The organism is Microbacterium sp. zg.Y909 (assembly GCF_024626565.1).
This window is the reverse complement of the sequence record NZ_JANJFJ010000059.1, coordinates 1-17,907: the sequence shown is the minus strand read 5'-3', so window position 1 is coordinate 17,907 and position 17,907 is coordinate 1. Positions and strand designations below refer to the sequence as shown.

The 17,907-nt window shown below is 68.2% G+C and carries 20 protein-coding genes, 1 tRNA gene, 1 pseudogene and 1 riboswitch; of the genes and pseudogenes, 16 read left to right on the top strand and 6 right to left on the bottom strand.

Features of this window, described 5'->3' with window-relative positions:
- On the bottom strand, nt 1-398 hold a 398-nt coding region (locus NQ160_RS06645), incomplete at its 3' end, for a TPM domain-containing protein (protein WP_257514442.1).
- Between the two features lie 191 nt (nt 399-589).
- Here NQ160_RS06645 and NQ160_RS06640 point away from each other — a divergent pair.
- From NQ160_RS06640 to NQ160_RS06590, 12 genes and pseudogenes are all read left to right on the top strand, one after another.
- Complete coding sequence (locus NQ160_RS06640; RefSeq protein ID WP_257514441.1) at nt 590-1,429, top strand: DUF3097 domain-containing protein; 840 nt, start codon at nt 590-592, stop codon at nt 1,427-1,429.
- Nucleotides 1,430-1,471: 42 nt separating this feature from the next.
- Complete coding sequence (trmB, locus tag NQ160_RS06635) at nt 1,472-2,230, top strand: tRNA (guanosine(46)-N7)-methyltransferase TrmB (RefSeq protein ID WP_257514440.1); 759 nt, start codon at nt 1,472-1,474, stop codon at nt 2,228-2,230.
- Complete coding sequence (locus tag NQ160_RS06630; protein ID WP_257514439.1) at nt 2,227-3,099, top strand: CPBP family intramembrane glutamic endopeptidase; 873 nt, start codon at nt 2,227-2,229, stop codon at nt 3,097-3,099. Before trmB ends, NQ160_RS06630 begins: the two co-directional genes overlap by 4 nt.
- Before the next feature lie 43 nt (nt 3,100-3,142).
- Nucleotides 3,143-3,207: riboswitch (guanidine-III (ykkC-III) riboswitch) on the top strand.
- 10 nt (nt 3,208-3,217) lie between these two features.
- Nucleotides 3,218-3,538 carry a DMT family transporter gene (locus NQ160_RS06625; RefSeq protein WP_257514438.1) on the top strand — a complete coding sequence of 107 codons (321 nt, stop codon included), beginning with the start codon at nt 3,218-3,220 and terminating at the stop codon, nt 3,536-3,538.
- Nucleotides 3,539-3,782: 244 nt separating this feature from the next.
- Nucleotides 3,783-3,858: transfer RNA gene (locus tag NQ160_RS06620), tRNA-Arg, on the top strand.
- Between the two features lie 570 nt (nt 3,859-4,428).
- Nucleotides 4,429-5,634, top strand: a complete 1,206-nt coding sequence (locus NQ160_RS06615; RefSeq protein ID WP_257514437.1) for an ROK family transcriptional regulator — start codon at nt 4,429-4,431, stop codon at nt 5,632-5,634.
- On the top strand, nt 5,631-6,578 hold the full coding sequence (locus NQ160_RS06610) for a carbohydrate ABC transporter permease (RefSeq protein WP_257514436.1): 948 nt from the start codon (nt 5,631-5,633) through the stop codon (nt 6,576-6,578). The genes NQ160_RS06615 and NQ160_RS06610 overlap by 4 nt, the downstream gene beginning before the upstream one ends.
- Nucleotides 6,571-7,386 (top strand): carbohydrate ABC transporter permease, encoded by an 816-nt coding sequence (locus tag NQ160_RS06605; protein ID WP_257514435.1) that lies wholly within the window; start codon nt 6,571-6,573, stop codon nt 7,384-7,386. Before NQ160_RS06610 ends, NQ160_RS06605 begins: the two co-directional genes overlap by 8 nt.
- A gap of 55 nt (nt 7,387-7,441) precedes the next feature.
- Complete coding sequence (locus tag NQ160_RS06600; RefSeq protein ID WP_257514434.1) at nt 7,442-8,698, top strand: ABC transporter substrate-binding protein; 1,257 nt, start codon at nt 7,442-7,444, stop codon at nt 8,696-8,698.
- Nucleotides 8,699-8,773: 75 nt separating this feature from the next.
- A complete protein-coding gene (locus tag NQ160_RS06595) occupies nt 8,774-9,928 on the top strand; it encodes a glycoside hydrolase family 15 protein (RefSeq protein WP_257514433.1) in 1,155 nt (384 codons plus the stop codon).
- Nucleotides 9,925-10,254: pseudogene (locus tag NQ160_RS24975) on the top strand (hypothetical protein); the annotation flags it as partial. The gene NQ160_RS06595 and the pseudogene NQ160_RS24975, both read left to right, overlap by 4 nt.
- Nucleotides 10,255-10,269: 15 nt before the next feature.
- Nucleotides 10,270-12,165, top strand: a complete 1,896-nt coding sequence (locus NQ160_RS06590) for a glycoside hydrolase family 31 protein (RefSeq protein ID WP_257514432.1) — start codon at nt 10,270-10,272, stop codon at nt 12,163-12,165.
- A 234-nt stretch (nt 12,166-12,399) separates the two neighbouring features.
- Here the strand turns inward: NQ160_RS06590 and NQ160_RS06585 are convergent, their stop codons facing one another.
- Entirely contained in the window at nt 12,400-12,639 is a 240-nt protein-coding gene (locus NQ160_RS06585; RefSeq protein ID WP_257514431.1) for a helix-turn-helix domain-containing protein, read from the bottom strand.
- An 85-nt stretch (nt 12,640-12,724) separates the two neighbouring features.
- Here NQ160_RS06585 and NQ160_RS06580 point away from each other — a divergent pair, with 85 nt between their 5' ends.
- On the top strand, nt 12,725-13,303 hold the full coding sequence (locus NQ160_RS06580) for a hypothetical protein (RefSeq protein WP_257514429.1): 579 nt from the start codon (nt 12,725-12,727) through the stop codon (nt 13,301-13,303).
- 379 nt (nt 13,304-13,682) lie between these two features.
- Here the strand turns inward: NQ160_RS06580 and NQ160_RS06575 are convergent, their stop codons facing one another.
- Nucleotides 13,683-14,021 (bottom strand): winged helix-turn-helix transcriptional regulator, encoded by a 339-nt coding sequence (locus tag NQ160_RS06575; RefSeq protein ID WP_257514428.1) that lies wholly within the window; start codon nt 14,019-14,021, stop codon nt 13,683-13,685.
- An 86-nt stretch (nt 14,022-14,107) separates the two neighbouring features.
- On the opposite strand from NQ160_RS06575, the gene NQ160_RS06570 reads away from it, so the two are divergent.
- Nucleotides 14,108-14,764, top strand: coding sequence for an FMN-dependent NADH-azoreductase (locus NQ160_RS06570; RefSeq protein ID WP_257514427.1), 657 nt, complete (start codon nt 14,108-14,110; stop codon nt 14,762-14,764).
- A 404-nt stretch (nt 14,765-15,168) separates the two neighbouring features.
- The gene (locus tag NQ160_RS06565) at nt 15,169-15,573 is read left to right on the top strand and encodes a DUF6157 family protein (protein WP_257514426.1); all 405 of its coding nucleotides are present in this window, start codon (nt 15,169-15,171) and stop codon (nt 15,571-15,573) included.
- A 4-nt stretch (nt 15,574-15,577) separates the two neighbouring features.
- On the opposite strand, the gene NQ160_RS06560 is transcribed toward NQ160_RS06565, so the two are convergent.
- From NQ160_RS06560 to NQ160_RS06550, 3 genes are read right to left on the bottom strand one after another with little or no spacing between them, the layout of a single operon-like run.
- Nucleotides 15,578-15,922, bottom strand: a complete 345-nt coding sequence (locus NQ160_RS06560; protein ID WP_257514425.1) for a DUF6804 family protein — start codon at nt 15,920-15,922, stop codon at nt 15,578-15,580.
- A gap of 57 nt (nt 15,923-15,979) precedes the next feature.
- The gene (locus tag NQ160_RS06555) at nt 15,980-16,540 is read right to left on the bottom strand and encodes a hypothetical protein (RefSeq protein ID WP_257514424.1); all 561 of its coding nucleotides are present in this window, start codon (nt 16,538-16,540) and stop codon (nt 15,980-15,982) included.
- Nucleotides 16,537-16,782, bottom strand: coding sequence for a hypothetical protein (locus NQ160_RS06550; protein ID WP_257514423.1), 246 nt, complete (start codon nt 16,780-16,782; stop codon nt 16,537-16,539). The genes NQ160_RS06555 and NQ160_RS06550 overlap by 4 nt, the downstream gene beginning before the upstream one ends.
- A 202-nt stretch (nt 16,783-16,984) precedes the next feature.
- On the opposite strand from NQ160_RS06550, the gene NQ160_RS06545 reads away from it, so the two are divergent.
- Nucleotides 16,985-17,907: DEAD/DEAH box helicase family protein (locus tag NQ160_RS06545; RefSeq protein WP_257514422.1), on the top strand; the 923-nt coding region annotated here is incomplete at its 3' end.

Here is a 17,907-nt window from a genome sequence, read left to right as displayed (position 1 = left end):
TCGGCTCCCAGCAGCGGCCGCATCGCCTGTTCGGTGGCGGTCAGCTCGCTGTCGCTGAGGGGGCCGCCGTCGTCGGCGGAGATGTAGTACTGCCTGCCCTCTGTGGCGATGGCCAGCAGGTACTGCGTCTGCCCCAGGCCGTTGCCGAACGCGACGGCATCCGCCCACTCCTGGCGGTCCGAGGGATTGGTGAACTCGTCCACGAGGACGACGAAGAGGTCGACCCCGGTCGCGTCGTAGAGTCCGTCGAGGCGGTCCTCCACCTCGGACGTCTCGCCACCGGTGAGCACGTCGGCCTGGTCGAGCAGGCGCGACGCCCCCAGCTGCACAGGGTCGGTGGCCGCCGCGCTGAGCGTCGTGGCGGACAGGAGCACGGCAGCAACGGCCGTGATAATCATGGCCCAGCGCCTGCGCATCGCGTCCCCTTCCGAGGCGCGACGAAGCACCTCGTTTCGAGTCTATGCATCCGGCCCCCCGCCCGTGGTAGTCCGGCGGCTGGGAGATGACGATGAAGCGGGGTGCGCCACCGGCGGCGGGTCGCCCATGGCGCCGTGGGCGCCGCGGGTACGCTCGGGCCCTCGGAGGACACATGGACCACGACCGATACGGCAGCGACGTGCTCGCGTCGGGCTGGCGCAACGCCGGACGACGCGAGATTCCGAACGTGCCGGCGGCACGCGACCTCGTCGTCGAGGTGGCCGGCGACGGCTTCTGCGGCGCCGTCACCGGCGTGCAGGCGGGACTGGTCGAGCTCGAGGACCGCGTCGGCCGGCGCCGGCAGTTCCCGCTGGGCGGCGGCTTCCTGATCGACGGCGACCCCGTGCGCCTCGTCGTGCCGACGGCCGGGCCGAAACCGCGCATGCGCACCGCTTCCGGGTCGTTCGCCGCCCCGCAGGAGCGCGCCCGGGTCGCGCGCGCCAGCCGCATCCTCGTCGAGGGTCGCCACGACGCCGAGCTCGTGGAGAAGGTCTGGGGAGCGGACCTGCGCGTCGAAGGGGTGGTCGTGGAGTACCTCGAGGGCATCGATCTGCTCGAAGAGACGCTGCGCGACGAGCCGCCGGGACCCGGTCGCCGGTACGGCGTGCTCGTGGACCACCTCGTGCCCGGCTCGAAAGAGCAGCGCATCGCGGATGCCGTCGCGCGCGGCCCGCACGGTGCGCACGTGCTGGTGGTCGGGCACCCCCACGTGGACGTCTGGGAGTGCGTGCTGCCGCGCGCCGTCGGCATCCCGGCGTGGCCGACGGTTCCCCGCGGCACCGACTGGAAGACCGGGGTGTGCCGGGCCCTCGGATGGCCCGCGGAGGAGCAGGCCGACACCGCGAGGGCGTGGCAGCGGATTCTCGGGAGCGTCCACACCTTCCGCGACCTCGACCCGAGTCTGCTCGGACCGGTGGAGCGGCTCATCGACTTCGTCACCCAGGACGACTGATCCGTCGCGGGGCCCTCCGGTCGACACCGGTAGCCTTGTCCCATGCCGGACCCTGAGCCCGACGCGGACCCGACCGCCGATTCCGAAGCCCCGTTCCGAAAGCGCACGGTGTCGTTCGTGCGCCGCAGCGGACGCATGTCCGAGGCGCAGGAGCGCGCCTGGCGCGAGCTGGCCCCCTTCTACGCGCTGCCGCTGGAGCGTGACGGGGCGACGACGAGCGTGAGAGCCGGGTCCAAGGTCGACCCGGCAGAGGTGTTCGGGCGCTCCGCCCCGCTGGTCGTCGAGATCGGCTCCGGTCAGGGGCACGCGATCGTGCACGCGGCAGCGGCGCACCCCGAGGTGGACTTCCTGGCAGTCGAGGTGTTCAAGGCGGGCCTTGCCCGCACCATGCTCGACGCCGGCCGCCAGGGCCTGCGCAACCTGCGCGTCGTCGATGCCAACGCCCCCGAAGTGCTCGAGCACCTGCTGCCCGAAGCGTCGGTGCAGGAGCTCTGGGTGTTCTTTCCCGACCCGTGGCACAAGAAGAAGCACACCAAGCGCCGACTGGTCGTGCCGCCCTTCACCGCGCTCGCCGCCCGCGTGCTGCGCGACGGCGGCCTGCTGCGACTCGCGACCGACTGGGAGGACTACGCGCTGCAGATGCGCGAGGTCATGGAAGGCGCCGCCGACTTCGAGCCCGCGTTCGCCGGCACGTGGGCCCCGCGGTTCGAGGGGCGCGTCGTGACCGCATTCGAGCGCAAGGGCGCCGCGAAGGGCCGCGAGATCCGCGATCTGGTCTACCGGCGGAAGGCGCGCGCGTGAAGACGGTCGTCCCGGCCACCAGGCCGTTCGTCTCCCTCGCCACCGTGCCCGCGCTGCTGGTGTGTCTGGCCGCTCCCGCGTTCTTCGTGCTGCTGCAGCCCCTGCTCGGGTGGGCGCTGCTCATCGCAGGGCTCGTGGTGGCAGCTCTCGTGGAACGGCGTGGCGGGCGCGATGCCGTGCCCGTGGCATCCGACACCCGTCCGCCGAGCCTCGTGCGTGATCTGTCGCTCATCGCGGTCGGCATGGTCATCGTCAGCCTCATCGATCTGAAGGCGGAACTCGACAACGCCGCGATGGTGCGGTTCACGCTCGCCCTCGGCGGCGCCGTGGTCGTGCCGTACGTCCTCTCGCGCTGGGTCTACCGCGACCGCGCGATCTCGTTCCCGTGGCGCGGGGGAGGGCGGTGGACGACCTTCCAGTGGGTGTGGCTTGTGCTCGTGCTGGTGCTCGGCTGGCTGATCCTGCCGTTTTACTTCATCACCTCGGGCGTCTACATGAACTGGCCAGTGGTGGACACCCCCGACCTCATCGCGCGCCTGTTCGTCGGCGTCGGGGCCGTCGGCATCTGGGACGAGCTGTTCTTCATCTGCACCGTGTTCGCCCTGCTGCGCCGGCACTTCGCCGATCTGTCGGCGAACCTGCTGCAGGCGATCGTGTTCGTGTCGTTCCTGTGGGAGCTCGGCTACCGCGAATGGGGGCCGGCGCTGACGATCCCGTTCGCGCTTCTGCAGGGCTACATCTTCCTGCGCACGCGCTCGCTCGCCTACGTCGTGACGGTGCACCTGCTCTTCGACGCGGTGGTGTTCGCCGTGCTCGTGCACGCCCACAACCCGGGGCTGCTCGACGCGATCTTCTTCGTCTCCCCCTGACGGCCGCTGCGGCCCGTAGCCCGGAGCGCGGCGGTAGCATCGGTGGCGGATCCCGACCGGATCCCCGGACGACGGTTCAGTACCCGGTGAGCGACAAGACTGGCCAGGAGGCTGTGTCATGTCGTGGATCGTTCTCGTCGTGTCGGGAGTTCTCGAAGCCGTCTGGGCGACCGCCCTGGGCAAATCCGAGGGCTTCACCAAGCTGTGGCCATCGGTGGTCTTCGGCGTCGCGCTCGTGATGAGCATGGGCGGCCTCGCGTACGCGATGCGCGAGATCTCGACCGGCACCGCGTATGCCGTGTGGGTGGGCATCGGTGCGTCGATCACCGTCGTCTATGCGATGATCACCGGGGATGAGGACTTCTCGCTCGTGAAGTTCCTGCTCATCCTGGGCCTGGTCGGCTGCATCGTCGGGCTGAAGCTGGTCAGCCCCGAGTGAGGGGCGGCGGATGCCGGCATCCTTCACGTTCAACCCGAGGGTGAGTCGTTCTGCGCGGCGCCCCCTTGACCCGGCGGGGGATCGGAGTAGCTTCGGTCCTGCGAGAAGAAAACGGATACGTGGAAACCGAGAGGTGACCGGATACGGAAACCGACACACGCAACTGATCGCCCCGGAGCTTAGGCTCCGGGGCGTTCTGCGTTGTCGGGAGGGCCGTCTGGCCAGTGATAGTCTCGTTCGGTACGCCTCCGTAGCTCAGTGGATAGAGCGCCGGTTTCCGGTACCGTAGGTCGCAGGTTCGACTCCTGTCGGGGGCACCACTACGGGTTGTACGCGGATCGGGTAATGACTCGTACGCGGAACTTCCAAGAACAAAGAAACGCCGCCTGGATCCAGGCGGCGTTTCGCGTTTCGTAGTGCTTCTGGCGTGTGGGATGTGCGGATGAGGCCCTCAGACGCGCGGATGGCTCGACGTGGGCGCCGGCGCCCGTTTTCGGGGATGCTGGCGCCGACCTTCGAGCCGGCGTTCCGTCGTGAGGTAGCTGGTGGGGCTACGTGCGTATGGGTCCGACGGCGAGGATCCACCGCGCTGGACAGCGGCGTTCTCTCATGAAGGAGCGGGGCGCGTCCTTCGCGGTCGTATCCCGGATAAGACCCGCCCGCACCCTGCCTAGTCGCTGGTGATGAGGCGAGCGCGCGGTCCCCGCATGGCTCCACGTCAAGTTCCAGCGCTGGGGGTGACGCTGCTGGCGTTTGCCTGCTTCAGCCGTCGCCAGGCCAGCCAGGGTCAGTGGCGCGGGGTGTGTGGGGCGAATGGTCTACCGAAGCGGGCTGGACACAGCCCTCAAGCAGGTTCTATGGTTAATTCAGTCCTAAACAAAGGAGTGAATATGGTCGGGCATAGGAGCCAGCCGGACGTCAACCGGACCGCCATCCTGGCTCACCTCGGTGGCCAGGGGCCCGCGTCCCGAGCCGACCTGGCGCGTGCGCTCGACGTTTCGCCCGCGCTGGTGACGCAACTCACTCGCGACCTGCTCTCCGAGGGGCTCATCGAAGAGCGCGAAGCCGCGAGTAGCGGCGGACGCCCGGCTCGAATGCTGGGACTGGTGTCCCATGATCTTGCAGCTATCGGCGTTAAAGTCGCTCCGGACCACGTGGCCTTCGTGGAGGTCAGCATCGACGGGCGAGTGCTCCGCACCGAAACGGAGGCGTTCGAGGCGATCTCCCCGCTTGCCACGTCTACGCTCATCGCGTTGCTACGGGACTTCATCGGGTCTGGAGCAACCGGTCGGATTCTCGGCGTTGGCGTGGGCCTGCCGGGGACAGTGGCCGAGCAGGGTATCGGAGTCGTGGACTCCACCCAACTGGGCTGGGCGCAGGTGCCGCTCGGTGACCTGCTTCGGCGTGCACTGCAACTCCCGGTCGTAGTGGAGAACAACGTCAACGCGCTCAGCGTTGCCGAGCAACTCTTTGGACGCAGCCGTGAGTTCGGGAGCGCGCTCGTGGTCACGGTTGGCAACGGCGTGGGTGCGGGGCTGGTATCTGACGGCGTTGTCTTGCGCGGGCGTGCCGGCGGCGCAGGTGACCTGGGTCACATTCCCGTACGAGAAAACGGCCCGTTATGCCAGTGCGGCAACCGCGGATGCCTCGAGGCGCTCATCGGCCAGGCCGCGTTGATCAATGATGCTCGTTCCATTCGGCTGATCGGCGAAGGCGAAGGCATCGACGCGTTGCGTGCTCTCGCCGATGGAGGCAACGACGAGGCGCGCGAGATCTTCGCGCACGCGGGCCACGAACTTGGTCGCGCCGTCGCGGGCGCCGTGAACCTGTTCGACCCGGCCGTGGTCATCGTGCTCGGGGAGGGCGTTGAAGCGTGGACGCACTGGTCGGCGTCTTTCGATGCGGCGCTGCGCGCCGCGCTCGTGCCCGGCAAGCGGGGGATCCCGGTCGAGGTGGAGCGGTGGCAGGACGACAGCTGGGCACAGGGCGCTGCCGCACTCGTGCTCGCCACGCCGTTCGATGCCCAGGGGGTCTCGGGTGACCAAGGTCGCCTTGTCCGCGAACGTCTCATCGCGGCTGTCGAGGAGCAGTCGTGACAGCGACGCTCTCACCCCCCGTCAGTCGGCAGCAAACGACCCGTTCGGCCGCGCGCAAGCGAAGTCCCCGTGGCCCGCGCCTGAAGTATGCGCTGACCGTCGCTGTGTTCCTGTTGCCAAGCCTCGTGCCGCTCGTGGCATTCGTCATCGCCCCGATGATCGCGGCCGCGTGGACCAGCCTGCACTCCTGGAACCTGATCGGGCCTATGAAGTGGGTCGGGCTTGACAACTACGCCTACCTGCTCGCCGACGAGGCTACGCGGCAGGCGTTCGTCCACACCCTTACCTACATCCTTGGGTACCTCCCCATCGTTTACGTGGGAGGTCTCGCGCTCGCCCTGGCGCTGAACACGAATCTTCGCGGGCGCGCCCTCCTCCGCGGTGCTTACTTCCTCCCCGTCATCACCAGTTGGGTCGTGGTGGCGCTCGTGTGGCGTTGGCTCCTCAGCCCCGGAAACGGGGTCGTGAACACCGCCCTGGGCTGGCTCGGGATCGTGGGGCCTGGCTGGTGGGCCGACCCCGCGTGGTCTATGCCCTCGATCATCCTCGCCTCCGCGTGGAAGGACCTCGGTTTCGTGATGGTGATCCTTCTCGCAGGGCTGCAGTCCATCAACCCCGACCTGTATGAAGCCGCCGCCTTGGATGGTGCCGGCCGGTGGCGACGGCTTTTCAGCGTCACGCTGCCGATGCTCTCACCCTCGACCTTCTTCGTCATCGTGCTGTCACTCATCAACGGCTTCCAGGTGTTCGACCAGGTCTACGTGATGACGGGGGGAGGGCCTAACAACTCCAGTCAGGTGCTCGTTCAGCAGGTGTACGACCTGACGTTCCGATACGGGCAGGCCGGCATGGCCTCTGCCCTGTCGTTGCTCCTGTTCCTGGTGATCATGCTCGTCACGCTCGTTCAGTTCTACGGGCAGAAGAAATGGGTGACCTATGACTGACCGGCTGCGGCGAACGGCCCTCTACGTCGTGCTGACCGTCGGCGCGCTCATCATGATCTTCCCGTTCGTCTGGACGATTGGGACGTCGATCACGCCCGGCGCGACGCTCACGACCACTCCGCAACTCGTCCCGGACAACCCTTCGATCTCCCCGTATCTCGAGCTCTTCAGCCGAGTGCCGTTCGGGCGCATCGTGATCAACTCGCTCATCGTCGCCGTCGCCGCGACGCTCCTGCAGTTGGTCACCAGTGCTTTGGCTGCGTACGTCTTCGCGCGTATGCCGTTCCCTGGCAGGGGCGCCATCTTCGTCGTCTACCTGGCGACGATGATGATCCCGTTTCAGGTGCTCATCGTCCCGCTGTTCGCGGAGATGAAGGCCCTTGGGCTGGTCAACACCTATGCCGGCGCGATCCTGCCGATGGTCGCATCCGCGTTCGGCGTGTTTCTGCTCCGCCAGGCGATGGTCAGTGTGCCTTATGACCTTGACCAGGCGGCGACCCTCGACGGTGCGGGCCACTTCCGGATCTTCTTCCAGATCATTCTCCCGCTCGTGCGGCCGGCGCTCGCCACGCTCACCGTTTTCGCGTTCCTCAACACGTGGAACAGCTTCCTGTGGCCGCTGATCATTCTCCGCGACCCGCTCATGCAGACCCTGCCCGTGGCGCTGACGAGCCTGCAGGGCCAGTACTCCACGCAGTGGGATGTCCTCATGGCGGGGTCGGTCATCAGCATCATCCCCATGTTTGCGCTTTACGTCTTCGCCCAGAAGTACATCGTTCAGGGCGTCGCGGGGACCGGTCTCAAATGACCGGCAACCACCCCTTCAGCACCACCCGAATAGAGTCAAAGGAGATCGCTTTCAGATGAACAGCAGGCTTATCGCGACCGGCACCGTTGCCGTCGTCGCCCTTATCGGCGCCACCGGGTGCTCGGCGGCCTCGCCCACGCAGTCCGCCGCCGAAGGTGACGAGAAGGTCACCGTCACCTACGCAAACTTCACCTCGAACGGTGGCAACGAAGAGAACCTTCAGACCATCGTCGAGGCCTTCGAGGAAGAAAACCCCGGCATCACCGTCGAGGTCACGACGACGGACTACGCGAACTACTTCACGCAGCTGCAGACGGACCTCTCTGCCGGCACACAGGCTGATGTCTTCGACGTGGACGCCGGCACCTTCGCGAACATCCAGGCATCCGGGGTGCTCGCACCGCTGGAGGGGGTGGACACGTCGGCATACCGCCAGGGAGTCTTGGACACCTACGCGGTCGGCGGCGCGCAGTACGGTCTACCGACCTCATTCTCAAACGTCGTTCTCTTCTACAACAAGGAACTGTTCGACGCGGCCGGCCTCGACTACCCGACGGCAGAGTGGACCTGGGAAGACGAGCGCGCCGCGGCGGAGAAACTCACCGACGCGGGCAACGGCGTGTGGGGCGACTACCAGCCGATCTCGTTCCACGAGTACTACAAGACCGTGCAGCAAGCAGGCGGGTCGTTCCTCACCGAGGACAACAGCGCGACCGCGTTCGACTCCGCCGCCGGTCGCAGCGCCGCAGAATGGCTCGCAGGGAAGTCCGGAACCGTCATGCCGTCGGCGGCCGACGGCGCGGGCACCGCGGACTTCGACACCAACCTGTTCAAAGACGGCAAGCTCGCGATGTGGCACACCGGGATCTGGATGATCGGCCTCGTTGGAGATCTTCCGTTCGAATGGGACATCGCCGTCGAGCCTGGTGACGCGCAGAAGGCGAGCGCCACGTTCTCCAACGCTGTGGTCGTCTCCGCCGACGCCGAGCACCAGGAGGCCGCTCAGAAGTGGGCGCAGTTCCTGACGTCCTCGGAGACTATGGTCGACGTGCGTCTCGAGGCAGGCTGGGAACTGCCAGCCGTCAGCGATGAAGCGCTCCTCGCGCCCTACCTCGATCAGACCCCGCCCGCCAACCGCATCGCGGTCTTCGACTCGCTCGACAGCGTCGCGGTGGCTCCCGAACTCGGTGCCAACGCAACCCAGATCCAGGACGTCGTGAACAACGCCCTCGGTGAGATCGCCGCGGGCCGCGCCACCGTCGATGAAGCGATCTCCGCTCTGGCGGCAGACGTCGACAACCTCCTGCCGTAACCCCCCACGCGCACGCGTCCGCGGCGACTGCCCAGCGGCGTCGCCGCGGACGCTGCCACGAAGACAAGGAAACAAGTGCCCGTCACGACCGTCGACGAGCGGACCCTCGCTCAGCACAGCATCCGGCTGATTCTCGCCCAGCAGACCCCCGAGGGCGCATACCCGGCCAGCCCGACTTTCTCGGCCTACCGCGGATACTCCTGGTTCCGTGACGGCGCCTTCATCGCCGACGCCGCGTCTGCTGCCGGGTACGCGACATCCGCGTCACGATTCTTCGACTGGTGTGCGTCCGTGCTCACCGACCGAGCCGAACACATCCAGTGGATCGTTTCGGAGTCGGACGCCGGACGTCCGCCGGCACCGCAACTCATGCTTCCCGCCCGCTTCACGTTCGCAGGCGGGGACGGCACAGACGAGTGGTGGGACTTCCAGCTGGACGGATACGGCACCTGGTTGTGGGCAGCGACTATGCATGCGCAGCGCCACGGCGAGAGTCTCGAGCGCTGGCGCACTGCGGTGGAACTCACTGTCGACTACCTCGTCGCGTCCTGGCAGCGCCCCTGCTACGACTGGTGGGAGGAGCACCAGGACCACGTCCATGTGTCGACCCTCGCCTGCATCGGAGCGGGTCTGGACGCCGTCGCCGCGTTCCTCGATGACGACCGGCGAGAGCGCGTGACCGCAGCCGTCGACGGCATCCGAGCGGTGATCGCGGAACGTGGCCTCACCGACGGGCACCTGGCGAAATGGCTGGGCAGCACCGCCGTCGATGGCAGCCTTGCCGCAGTACTCGCGCCGCTCGGTTTCATCCCCGCCGACAGCGCGCTGGGGCGTCAGACCCTCGACACCCTCGACGCACACCTCGACGTCGACGGCGGTGTGCATCGCTATCTCGGCGACACGTTCTTCGGCGGCGGGCAGTGGCCTCTTCTGAGTTGCTTCCTCGGCCTAGCGCATCTCGCCGCCGGCGACCGTGCCGCCGCCGAGAGGCTCTACGAATGGGCCCTAGCGGCCGCCACCCCCGACGGCGACCTGCCGGAGCAGGCAGGGTCGCACCTCATCGCCCCCGGCATGCGACAGCACTGGATCGACAAGTGGGGGACGGTCGCAACACCCCTCCTCTGGAGTCACGCCATGGTTCTCCGCCTCGGACTCGAGCTCGGGCGACTCACCCCCGACGACCTCTCCGCAACGACACCCGCCCGCACCCCGCAGAAGGACTCAGAATGATCCGCCACCGCCCCGCCGGCTCTGGCCACCCCTACTCGGTCGACACCGAACAGCGCTGGCCTGTCATCCCCGAGGCCGAGCACACCGCGCGACTGGGAGTGCGCGCGGACTCCTCCGTGGAAGCAGTCACCTGCACGCTCACCTTCACCCCCGACGCGGGCACCCCCGCAGAGGTTAGCGAGCTCGTCTTGGAGCGCGTCTCGACGAGCTCGCGCGGGAGGACCACCGATGGAGGGCACCTCGCGTCGGCCGCTAGCCGCATCGCGCGTTCGGCCGGAGGCTGGCAGGTGACCACGCCCACCCTGCGCGGCGATGGCCTCTACAGTTACCGGTTCACCGGCGTGCACCCCGACGGTCGCACTGAGCGCACTCGTCCGTTCGAGTTCCGAGCGGCGCGTTGGCAGGCTGCGCCCGAGGCAGTCGCGGAATTCGGCAGCGCGCGTGTCATCCCCGGCTCGGTTCAGCACCTGCACGACGGCATCCGCCCCTGGCGCGTCCGTTTCGCGCTGCCGCTTATGCCTGGAGAACGCATCACGGGCCTTGGGGAGCGTTTCGACGCCCTCGACCACACCGGCACCGAACTGGACTCCGTCGTCTTCGAGCAATACAAGAGCCAAGGAGCTGAGAGGAAGACCTATCTCCCCATGCCGTTCGCCCACGTGTTGGGCGGGGACGGCTGGGGCTTCCACGTCGACACATCGCGCCGGGTGTGGTTCGACCTCGGCGCCAGCGACCCGTCTCGACTTGAAATCGAGGCGGAAATGGGCGAAGACGGTCGACTGGACGTGCGTTTGTTCGACGGCACGCCCGTAGAGGTTCTTGGTGGGTTCCTGGACGGCGTGGGTCGGGCCACTGAGCTCCCGGATTGGGTCTTCCGCCTGTGGGCCAGCGGCAACGAATGGAACACCCAGGCTGAAGTGATGCGCCAGATGGACCTCCACGAGGAGCACGGGATCCCCGTGGGCTCCGTTGTCATCGAAGCGTGGAGCGACGAATCCACCTTCACCGCATTCCGCGACGCCCAGTACGACGTGACACCCGACGGTGCGCCCCACCGCCTCGAGGACTTCACCTTCCCCCGGGACGGCGCATGGCCCAACCCGAAGGGCATGGCCGACGAGCTGCACCGTCGCAACATTCGCCTGCACCTGTGGCAGATCCCACTGCAGAAGATGCGCCCTCACCCCCAGGGGCAGGCCGCTGCAGACGCGCGCGCCGCGATAGCGGCCGACGTGCTGATCCGTGAGCCCGGAGCCGATGGGAAGCTGCGCCCCTATCGCAACCGCGGTTGGTGGTTCCCGCTCGCGCTCATGCCAGACCTCACCGACCCCAGGGCCGCCGATTGGTGGACCGAGAAGCGGCGGTACCTCGTCGAGGACATCGGCGTCGATGGGTTCAAGACCGACGGCGGTGAGCACGCCTGGGGCGCCGAGCTGGTCTACCTCGATGGGCGCCGGGGCGACGAGAAGAACAACACGTTCCCCGTCGCATATGCCGATGCATTTGGTCGCCTGCTCACATCGGCGGGCAAGGCACCCGTCACATTCAGCCGCGCCGGTTTCTCCGGCTCGCAGCAGCACGGCGCATTCTGGGCCGGCGACGAGAATTCCACCTGGGAAGCCTTCCGCTGGTCGATCAACGCTGGCCTTTCCGCCGCCTCGTGCGGGATCGTCTACTGGGGGTGGGACATCGCAGGCTTCTCCGGCGAAATCCCGAGCGCGGAGTTGTACGTCCGAGCCATGCAGGCGTCAGCCTTCGTGCCGATCATGCAGTACCACTCCGAGTTCAACCACCACCGCACCCCGTCGCGCGACCGCACGCCCTGGAACATCGCCGACCGCACCGGGGACCCGCGTGTCCTCGAGATCAGTCGTCGGTACGTGGCCATCCGCGAAAGACTCGTTCCCTACCTCGCTGAGCAGGCTCGCGTCACCATCGACACAGACCGCCCACTCATGCGGCCGCTCTTCTTCGAAGAGCCTGCCCTCCTTGGCGACCCGCAGATCGAGGGCGCGGCAGCCGTCTGGATGCTGGGCGACGATCTCGTCGTTGCCCCTGTTCTGGAGGAGGGAGTCACCGAGCGGACCGTCCGGCTGCCAGCGGGTGACTGGGTCGACGTCTGGAGCGGCAGTAGCGTGCAGGGCGGTCAAACGGTCAAGGCCGCCGCGCCGCTTGACCGCATCCCGCTCTGGGCTCGCGCTGGCGCCGCCGTACTCGACGCATTCGCAGGCGAGTAGGCGAGCCTCTCCGCTCAGCCGGGTGACATTCGGCTGAGCGGCAGTCGCTGATCCGGCCCTGCGACGTCCTGGTTGAGCCTGTTGATGCCGCCGTCCGCTGTGGTCCGCTCACGCCTCGGCCGTTGCGTCGGGCCGCGCGTGGCTTCCTTCGGCTCCGAGATCCTGGCCTGCCCGCCGATTGCCGGCGGGCAGGCCGATGAACTGGTTTCGGGTGGGAGTCGCCCCGCACGACCTCTACCGCGAACTCTCCTCAGCAGCGCGCCACACCTCGTAAACATCCAGCTCGAGGGGCGCGCACAGGCGTCGCAGATCCCCAACGCGAACGTCGATCGTGCCGTAGAGGATGCGTGTGACGTGTGGGCGTGACATGCCCGACATGCCAGCGAGGTCGTCGAAGGTGAGGCCCGCCTTGTCTTTCGCGCACTTCAACGTGTCACCGATCGCGCGTGCGACACGGCGGTCGTCGTCAGTCATCTTGTCCTTATCCAAAGCTCATCCCTGCTCCTCATTGCGCGTGTGCTCCATATGGAGACTCTACTTTCGATCTGCTTATTTCCCTATGGTGTACGCATTGGTGTACCCGGTGCCCTCCAAAGTGCACCCGCGTGTACCGAACGACTTCCGCGTAATTCCGCGGGAGGTGGCGCTCGTCGACGATCTCAATAGGGCCTTGCGGCCCATCGGCCGCGCACCGCGCGTCATGAGTGTGACCCTCGCTGCCTTCTCCATCGGCTTGTCTGCGCTCGTCTTCTCAGAGTCCGGAAACGTGTTGAGTTTCTTGGTTGGCGTGCCGGCGACTGTCGTGGCCTTCCTGTCATTCCGAATCCGTGCCTGCGCCGATGAGGAATCCCTCGTGGTCCGCAGCTACCTCCGGACGACGACGATCCGCCTCCGCGATGTTCGGGCTTTCGTAGATCTCGAGTACATCGGCTTCTGGAATCTCCAGAGTGGTGGCAACGGCTGGACCAATCTCTGGCTCCGGATGCTGGACTACACGCGCACGAGCGGCCATGGTCGGAGCCTGCCCGAGACCATGTGCACCCGCAGGCGAGGCGCTGAGATTGCTGCACTCCTGAACAGTTACCTCGACGCTCAGGAAATGGCATGGAAGGGTGCGTCGGACAAGCACGCCTCGTAGAACGCGAAGCGGACATCCTCTATCTCGAGCGCGCCACCACCTCGCCGCTATCTCTGGGTACTCATGTCCGAGCTGGAGATTTCGGCCAGTACGCAGTGCATGCCGCCCATCGGCTGCTCCACCACCGCGTCGGTGGTCCGCGGTGTATGACTGGTCGGAAACAGTCATCGGCATCCAGCCGAGGCCGCGACCGGGCGAACGGCGAAATAGAGGATTACCGCGAGCTCCGTGGAGGATCATGCTCTGGGACGGTCGTCGACCCCCCGGAATGACGGGCAAGCAGGGGTTCCGTGTACAACCCACCACCACCACTGAAAACGAAGATCGCCGTCCAGTTCCGGGCGGCGATTCGTCGTTGAACGGGTGCGGTGATCCGGGGTCAGCGCGCCGCCGCGACCAGGTGGGCCGCCGCCCACTCGCCCAATCGGGTCAGCAGGGGGAGGAGTGCGCACCCGGCGTCGGTCAGTTCGTAGCTCACGGACACAGGCGGCCCCGGCGAGACGCGGCGCACGACCAGCTGCGCTTCGGCCAGCTCGGTGAGCCGGTCGGACAGCACAGCATCGCTGATGCCGCCCACCCCCCGACGCAGCTCGACGAACGACATCGCTCCGCCGCGCAGAACGTCGAGGATCATCCCGTTCCAGCGCTTGCCGAGGACGGAGAAGGCGAGGCTGACGGCGGCGTCACACTGGCGCCCCTCGTGTCCCTTGTCACCCACACGTCGACTCTACCGTGCTAGCGTTTCGCTTGTCGCTATGTTTTCCGTAGCAACTCCTGAAACCCAAGCCCCGTGATCGGAGACCCATGTCCCTTTTCCGACTGGATGCCAGCATCTTCCCCTCCACGTCGTCGAGCCGTGCCCTGGCCGACCTCGTCGAAGCCGAATGGCTCGCTGCGCACCCGGATTCCGTCGTCACCCGGCGCGATCTCAGCCTCGAGCCGGTGCCCGCCACGGCGTGGGCCGATGCCGTGACGGCGCCGGGCGTGCCCGAGGCCGAGCGCACCGAGCGGCAGCAGACGGCGGTGGCTCTGGCCACGACGTTCGCCGACGAGCTGACCGCCGCCGACGCGCTGCTGTTCGCCGTTCCGCTGTACAACTACGGCGTCTCGCAGCATTTCAAGGCGTGGTTCGACCTCGCGTACACCGATCCTCGGATCGACCCGCAGGGCACGGCGCTGCAGGGCATGCCCGCGACGCTCGTCACGGTGCTGGGCGGCAACTATTCCCCCGGCAGCCCCAAGGAAGGCTGGGACCACTCCACGGCGTGGCTGCGTCGGGTGCTCGAGGACGTCTGGGGGCTCGACCTGCGCGTCGTGCAGCGTCCGTTCACGCTGGTGGGCGTGAACCCCGCGATGGATGCCTTCGCCGACACGGCCGCGGCGCTCAAGGCCGACGCGGAGCAGCACGCCGTCCGCTCCGGGCGCGAGATCGCCGCCGCGCACAGCGCGCGCGTGGCCTGAGCGCCGGCGCCCTCGCCGCGGATGCAGCGGCCGCGCAGGTGACGACGGGCGGCCGAGACAACGGGTTATTGCCGCGGTCTCGGTCGCCCGCCCTGGTTCTGCCGACGGTGGGCGCGACGCCACGTTGCCGTCCTGCGTGCGGCACCCCCTCTGCCCTTTCTGCTTCGGCATCGCGGGCGCTCCCGGCGGCGAGCCCCGCGTGCGCCTGCGCCTGCATTCGCAGGTAGGCCCCGGGTGTCACGCATCGCGCGCTGCAGCGTCCGGACGGCCACCCCGAGCGCATCGGCCAGGTTGCAGCACTCCGGAGCGTTCGGCCGGGCCGATGGCTCTCGTGCGCGTGCCCGCCATGGCGCAATTCTGCAATACCGGCGCGGGACGCGGGCCGCGGGGCGCAGGATGTGGTCATGACGACGAACTACCGCAGTACCTTCATCACCACAGCGCCCGACTGTCCCGTGGCTGTCGCAGAGGTGCCGCCCGCGGGTGCGAAGCCGAGTGTGGCGTCCCTGCAGTACGAGTTGATCCACGATCACCCGTACGCGAGGACGTCGGACGAGATCCTCTTCGAAGTGCACGCCGTGCGCGCCGGGATCAGCGAGTCCGAGCGCCCCGCGGAATGGGATCGCTTCTTCGCGAAGGATCAGGCCTGCCTGCGGGCCTCTCCGCTGGCAAAGCGGTACGGCTGGGGGTTCCACCATGACGAGGAGGGCCGCGTCGCGCTCGTCGCGCTCGGCAGCGCCGAGTACGCGTCCTTCGCCGAACGCGCTGATCTCGCCCAGAAGCCCGCGATGCGCTCGTCCCGAGGGTGAGCGTCTAGGCGCCCGTCCGCGGGGACCGGATCAGCGCGCCGGCGGTGAGGAACACCGCCGCCGCGGCCACGTGGGCGCCCACCCACCACGGGCCGGAGAAGTCGAACGGATAAAGCGGGTTCCAGACGATCGCGATCGCGAGCATGACCGGCATCCACCACCATTGCCTGGCCTGCAGGGCGAACCATCCGATGATCACGGCGAGGATCGCCACGATGAAGCGGATCGCGAGGTAGTACTCGTGGCTCAGGAGTGCGATGCCGGCCAGGCACGCGGTCGCGGCGAGGATCGCCGGGGCGAGTGCGTTGCGCTGGTACTCCGACGGCGCGCGGGTCTGCGGTGAGGGCATGGGGGATCCGTTCGTCGTGCTCCTACCCAGTGTGACGCGTCCCGCCGAGGGTCTGGTTCACTTCCGGCCGCGCACCACCCCGGCATCCCCTCGCGCGGGGCGGATGTAGAAGCAGTCCGGGAACCGTGTGGCCGCCGCCTGCCAACCTTCCGCGGGGGAGGGCATCGGCCGGGCCGAGAAGACCGAGACCCGCGTGATCTCCCACGCGGTGTCGTCCCGCTCGAGCACGTGTTCACCGTGGCGGGCGAGGACGAGTCGCCAGCCCTGTGCCCCTGCCTCGGCGAGGTGGTGCATCTCTTCGGCGCGCGTCACCGGGCCGAGGATGCGACTGGTTCCCTCCGGCTCGTCGCGCCGGACGTAGTGCGGGTCGAAGCGCTGCTGCACTGCCTGCCGTGACGTGCCCAGGAGTGCGCCGATCTTCGCCCAGCTCACGCCGGCGTCGTGCGCGGCGCGCACGGCCTGCCCCTGCAAGTCCGCCGCAACGCGGGCGATGTCGTGAAACGCGGTCACGGCGGTCAGCAGCTCATCGGTCGTGGCGGGCTGCTCTGAGACAGCGCCGTGTCGCGCCGCCAGTCGGGACAGCTCGACGGCCAGATCGGCGTCGGCGTCGCCGGTCACGGGCGCGGTTTCTCGTCGCCGGGCCGCCACGATCCGGCGCGGGACGCCGCCGTCGACCACTGCGAACGCCTGGTGAGCAGCCACACGATGCCGGCGATCGCGGCGGCCCATCCCGCCACGCTGATCACGAGCCCCGGGATGTTCATCCCCACGAAGAGTCCGACGACCGCGAGGCCGAGGCCGACCACCACGGCTGCGATCACGAGGCGGCGAGTCTTCCGTACGTTCGCTTCTGCATTCATGTGGCAAGGCTAGCTTGCACCTCCGCCCGGGGCAAGCATTCCTTGCCCATCCGCTGCCGCGATCGGTGAAAGCGCATCTGGCGGACGAGACCGTGGGTGACACCCGCCGTCTCGTCCGCCAGATGGGGTCTCACGGTGAAGCGGCGGCGGGGCGGGGGTGACGCGACCGAGTGGGGCGGCCCGGCACTCATAAGCTGAATGGATGCCACAGGCGACCGCGACCGCACCGCTCGCGTCGTGGCGGTTCGCCGGAACGCTGCGGCACTACCAGGCCGACGTCCTCGACCGCGTCGACGTCGCGGGAGGTTCGGCGCTGCACATCGTCGCGCCGCCCGGGTCGGGAAAGACCCTGCTCGGTCTGCTGCTGGCCGCCCGCCGTGGCCGCCGTGCGGTCGTGCTGACCCCGACCACGACGATCCGCGCGCAGTGGGCCGCCACCGCGGCGACCCTCGCGCTCGACCGGCGCGCGGTGTCCGAGGACCCGGACAGCCCGGGGGACTTCACGGCGCTGACCTACCAGGCCCTCAGCGTGCTGGACACCGCCAACCCGTTCGCCGGGCTCGCCCGCAGCCGGTGGTGCGACGAGCTCGAGTCGGACGGCCGGTCGCCGGATGCCGCCGCGCAGTGGCTCGACGACCTCGCGTCCCGGAACCCCGCCGCCTACCGCCGCGGCATTGCGAGCCGTTCGCGGACGCTGCGACGGCGACTGGTGCGCGAGGACCCCGAGGTGCTCGCGTCGGCCCTGCACCCCAACGCCCTCGCCCTGATCGACCGGCTGGTCGCGCACGGTGTCGAGACCATCGTGCTCGACGAATGCCACCACCTGCTCGACCACTGGGCGCTCGTGGTGGCGACCCTCGTGGCGCGCCTGCGCGAGGCGGGGCGCGAGCCGCTGCTGATCGGGCTCACCGCGACGCTCCCGTCACCCGATGACGCCGATGAGTACGACAACTACACCTCGCTGCTCGGCGACGTCGACTACGAGGTGCCGGTGCCGGCGGTCGTGCGCGAGGGCAACCTCGCCCCCTACCGCGACCTCGTGCGCTTCGCCGAGCCGACCCGCGAGGAGCTCGCGTTCCTCTCCGGCCACGCCGAGGGGCTCGACGTGCTGCTGCGCACGACTTT

What these genes read in the sequence shown, in the direction of transcription:
- NQ160_RS06640 (WP_257514441.1), top strand. Translation starts at nt 590, where the DNA reads ATGGACCACGACCGATACGGCAGCGACGTGCTCGCGTCGGGCTGGCGC.
- trmB (WP_257514440.1), top strand. Translation starts at nt 1,472, where the DNA reads ATGCCGGACCCTGAGCCCGACGCGGACCCGACCGCCGATTCCGAAGCC.
- NQ160_RS06625 (WP_257514438.1), top strand. Translation starts at nt 3,218, where the DNA reads ATGTCGTGGATCGTTCTCGTCGTGTCGGGAGTTCTCGAAGCCGTCTGG.
- NQ160_RS06615 (WP_257514437.1), top strand. Translation starts at nt 4,429, where the DNA reads ATGGTCGGGCATAGGAGCCAGCCGGACGTCAACCGGACCGCCATCCTG.
- NQ160_RS06605 (WP_257514435.1), top strand. Translation starts at nt 6,571, where the DNA reads ATGACTGACCGGCTGCGGCGAACGGCCCTCTACGTCGTGCTGACCGTC.
- NQ160_RS06600 (WP_257514434.1), top strand. Translation starts at nt 7,442, where the DNA reads ATGAACAGCAGGCTTATCGCGACCGGCACCGTTGCCGTCGTCGCCCTT.
- NQ160_RS06585 (WP_257514431.1), bottom strand. Translation starts at nt 12,639, where the DNA reads ATGACTGACGACGACCGCCGTGTCGCACGCGCGATCGGTGACACGTTG.
- NQ160_RS06580 (WP_257514429.1), top strand. Translation starts at nt 12,725, where the DNA reads ATGGTGTACGCATTGGTGTACCCGGTGCCCTCCAAAGTGCACCCGCGT.
- NQ160_RS06570 (WP_257514427.1), top strand. Translation starts at nt 14,108, where the DNA reads ATGTCCCTTTTCCGACTGGATGCCAGCATCTTCCCCTCCACGTCGTCG.
- NQ160_RS06565 (WP_257514426.1), top strand. Translation starts at nt 15,169, where the DNA reads ATGACGACGAACTACCGCAGTACCTTCATCACCACAGCGCCCGACTGT.
- NQ160_RS06560 (WP_257514425.1), bottom strand. Translation starts at nt 15,922, where the DNA reads ATGCCCTCACCGCAGACCCGCGCGCCGTCGGAGTACCAGCGCAACGCA.
- NQ160_RS06550 (WP_257514423.1), bottom strand. Translation starts at nt 16,782, where the DNA reads ATGAATGCAGAAGCGAACGTACGGAAGACTCGCCGCCTCGTGATCGCA.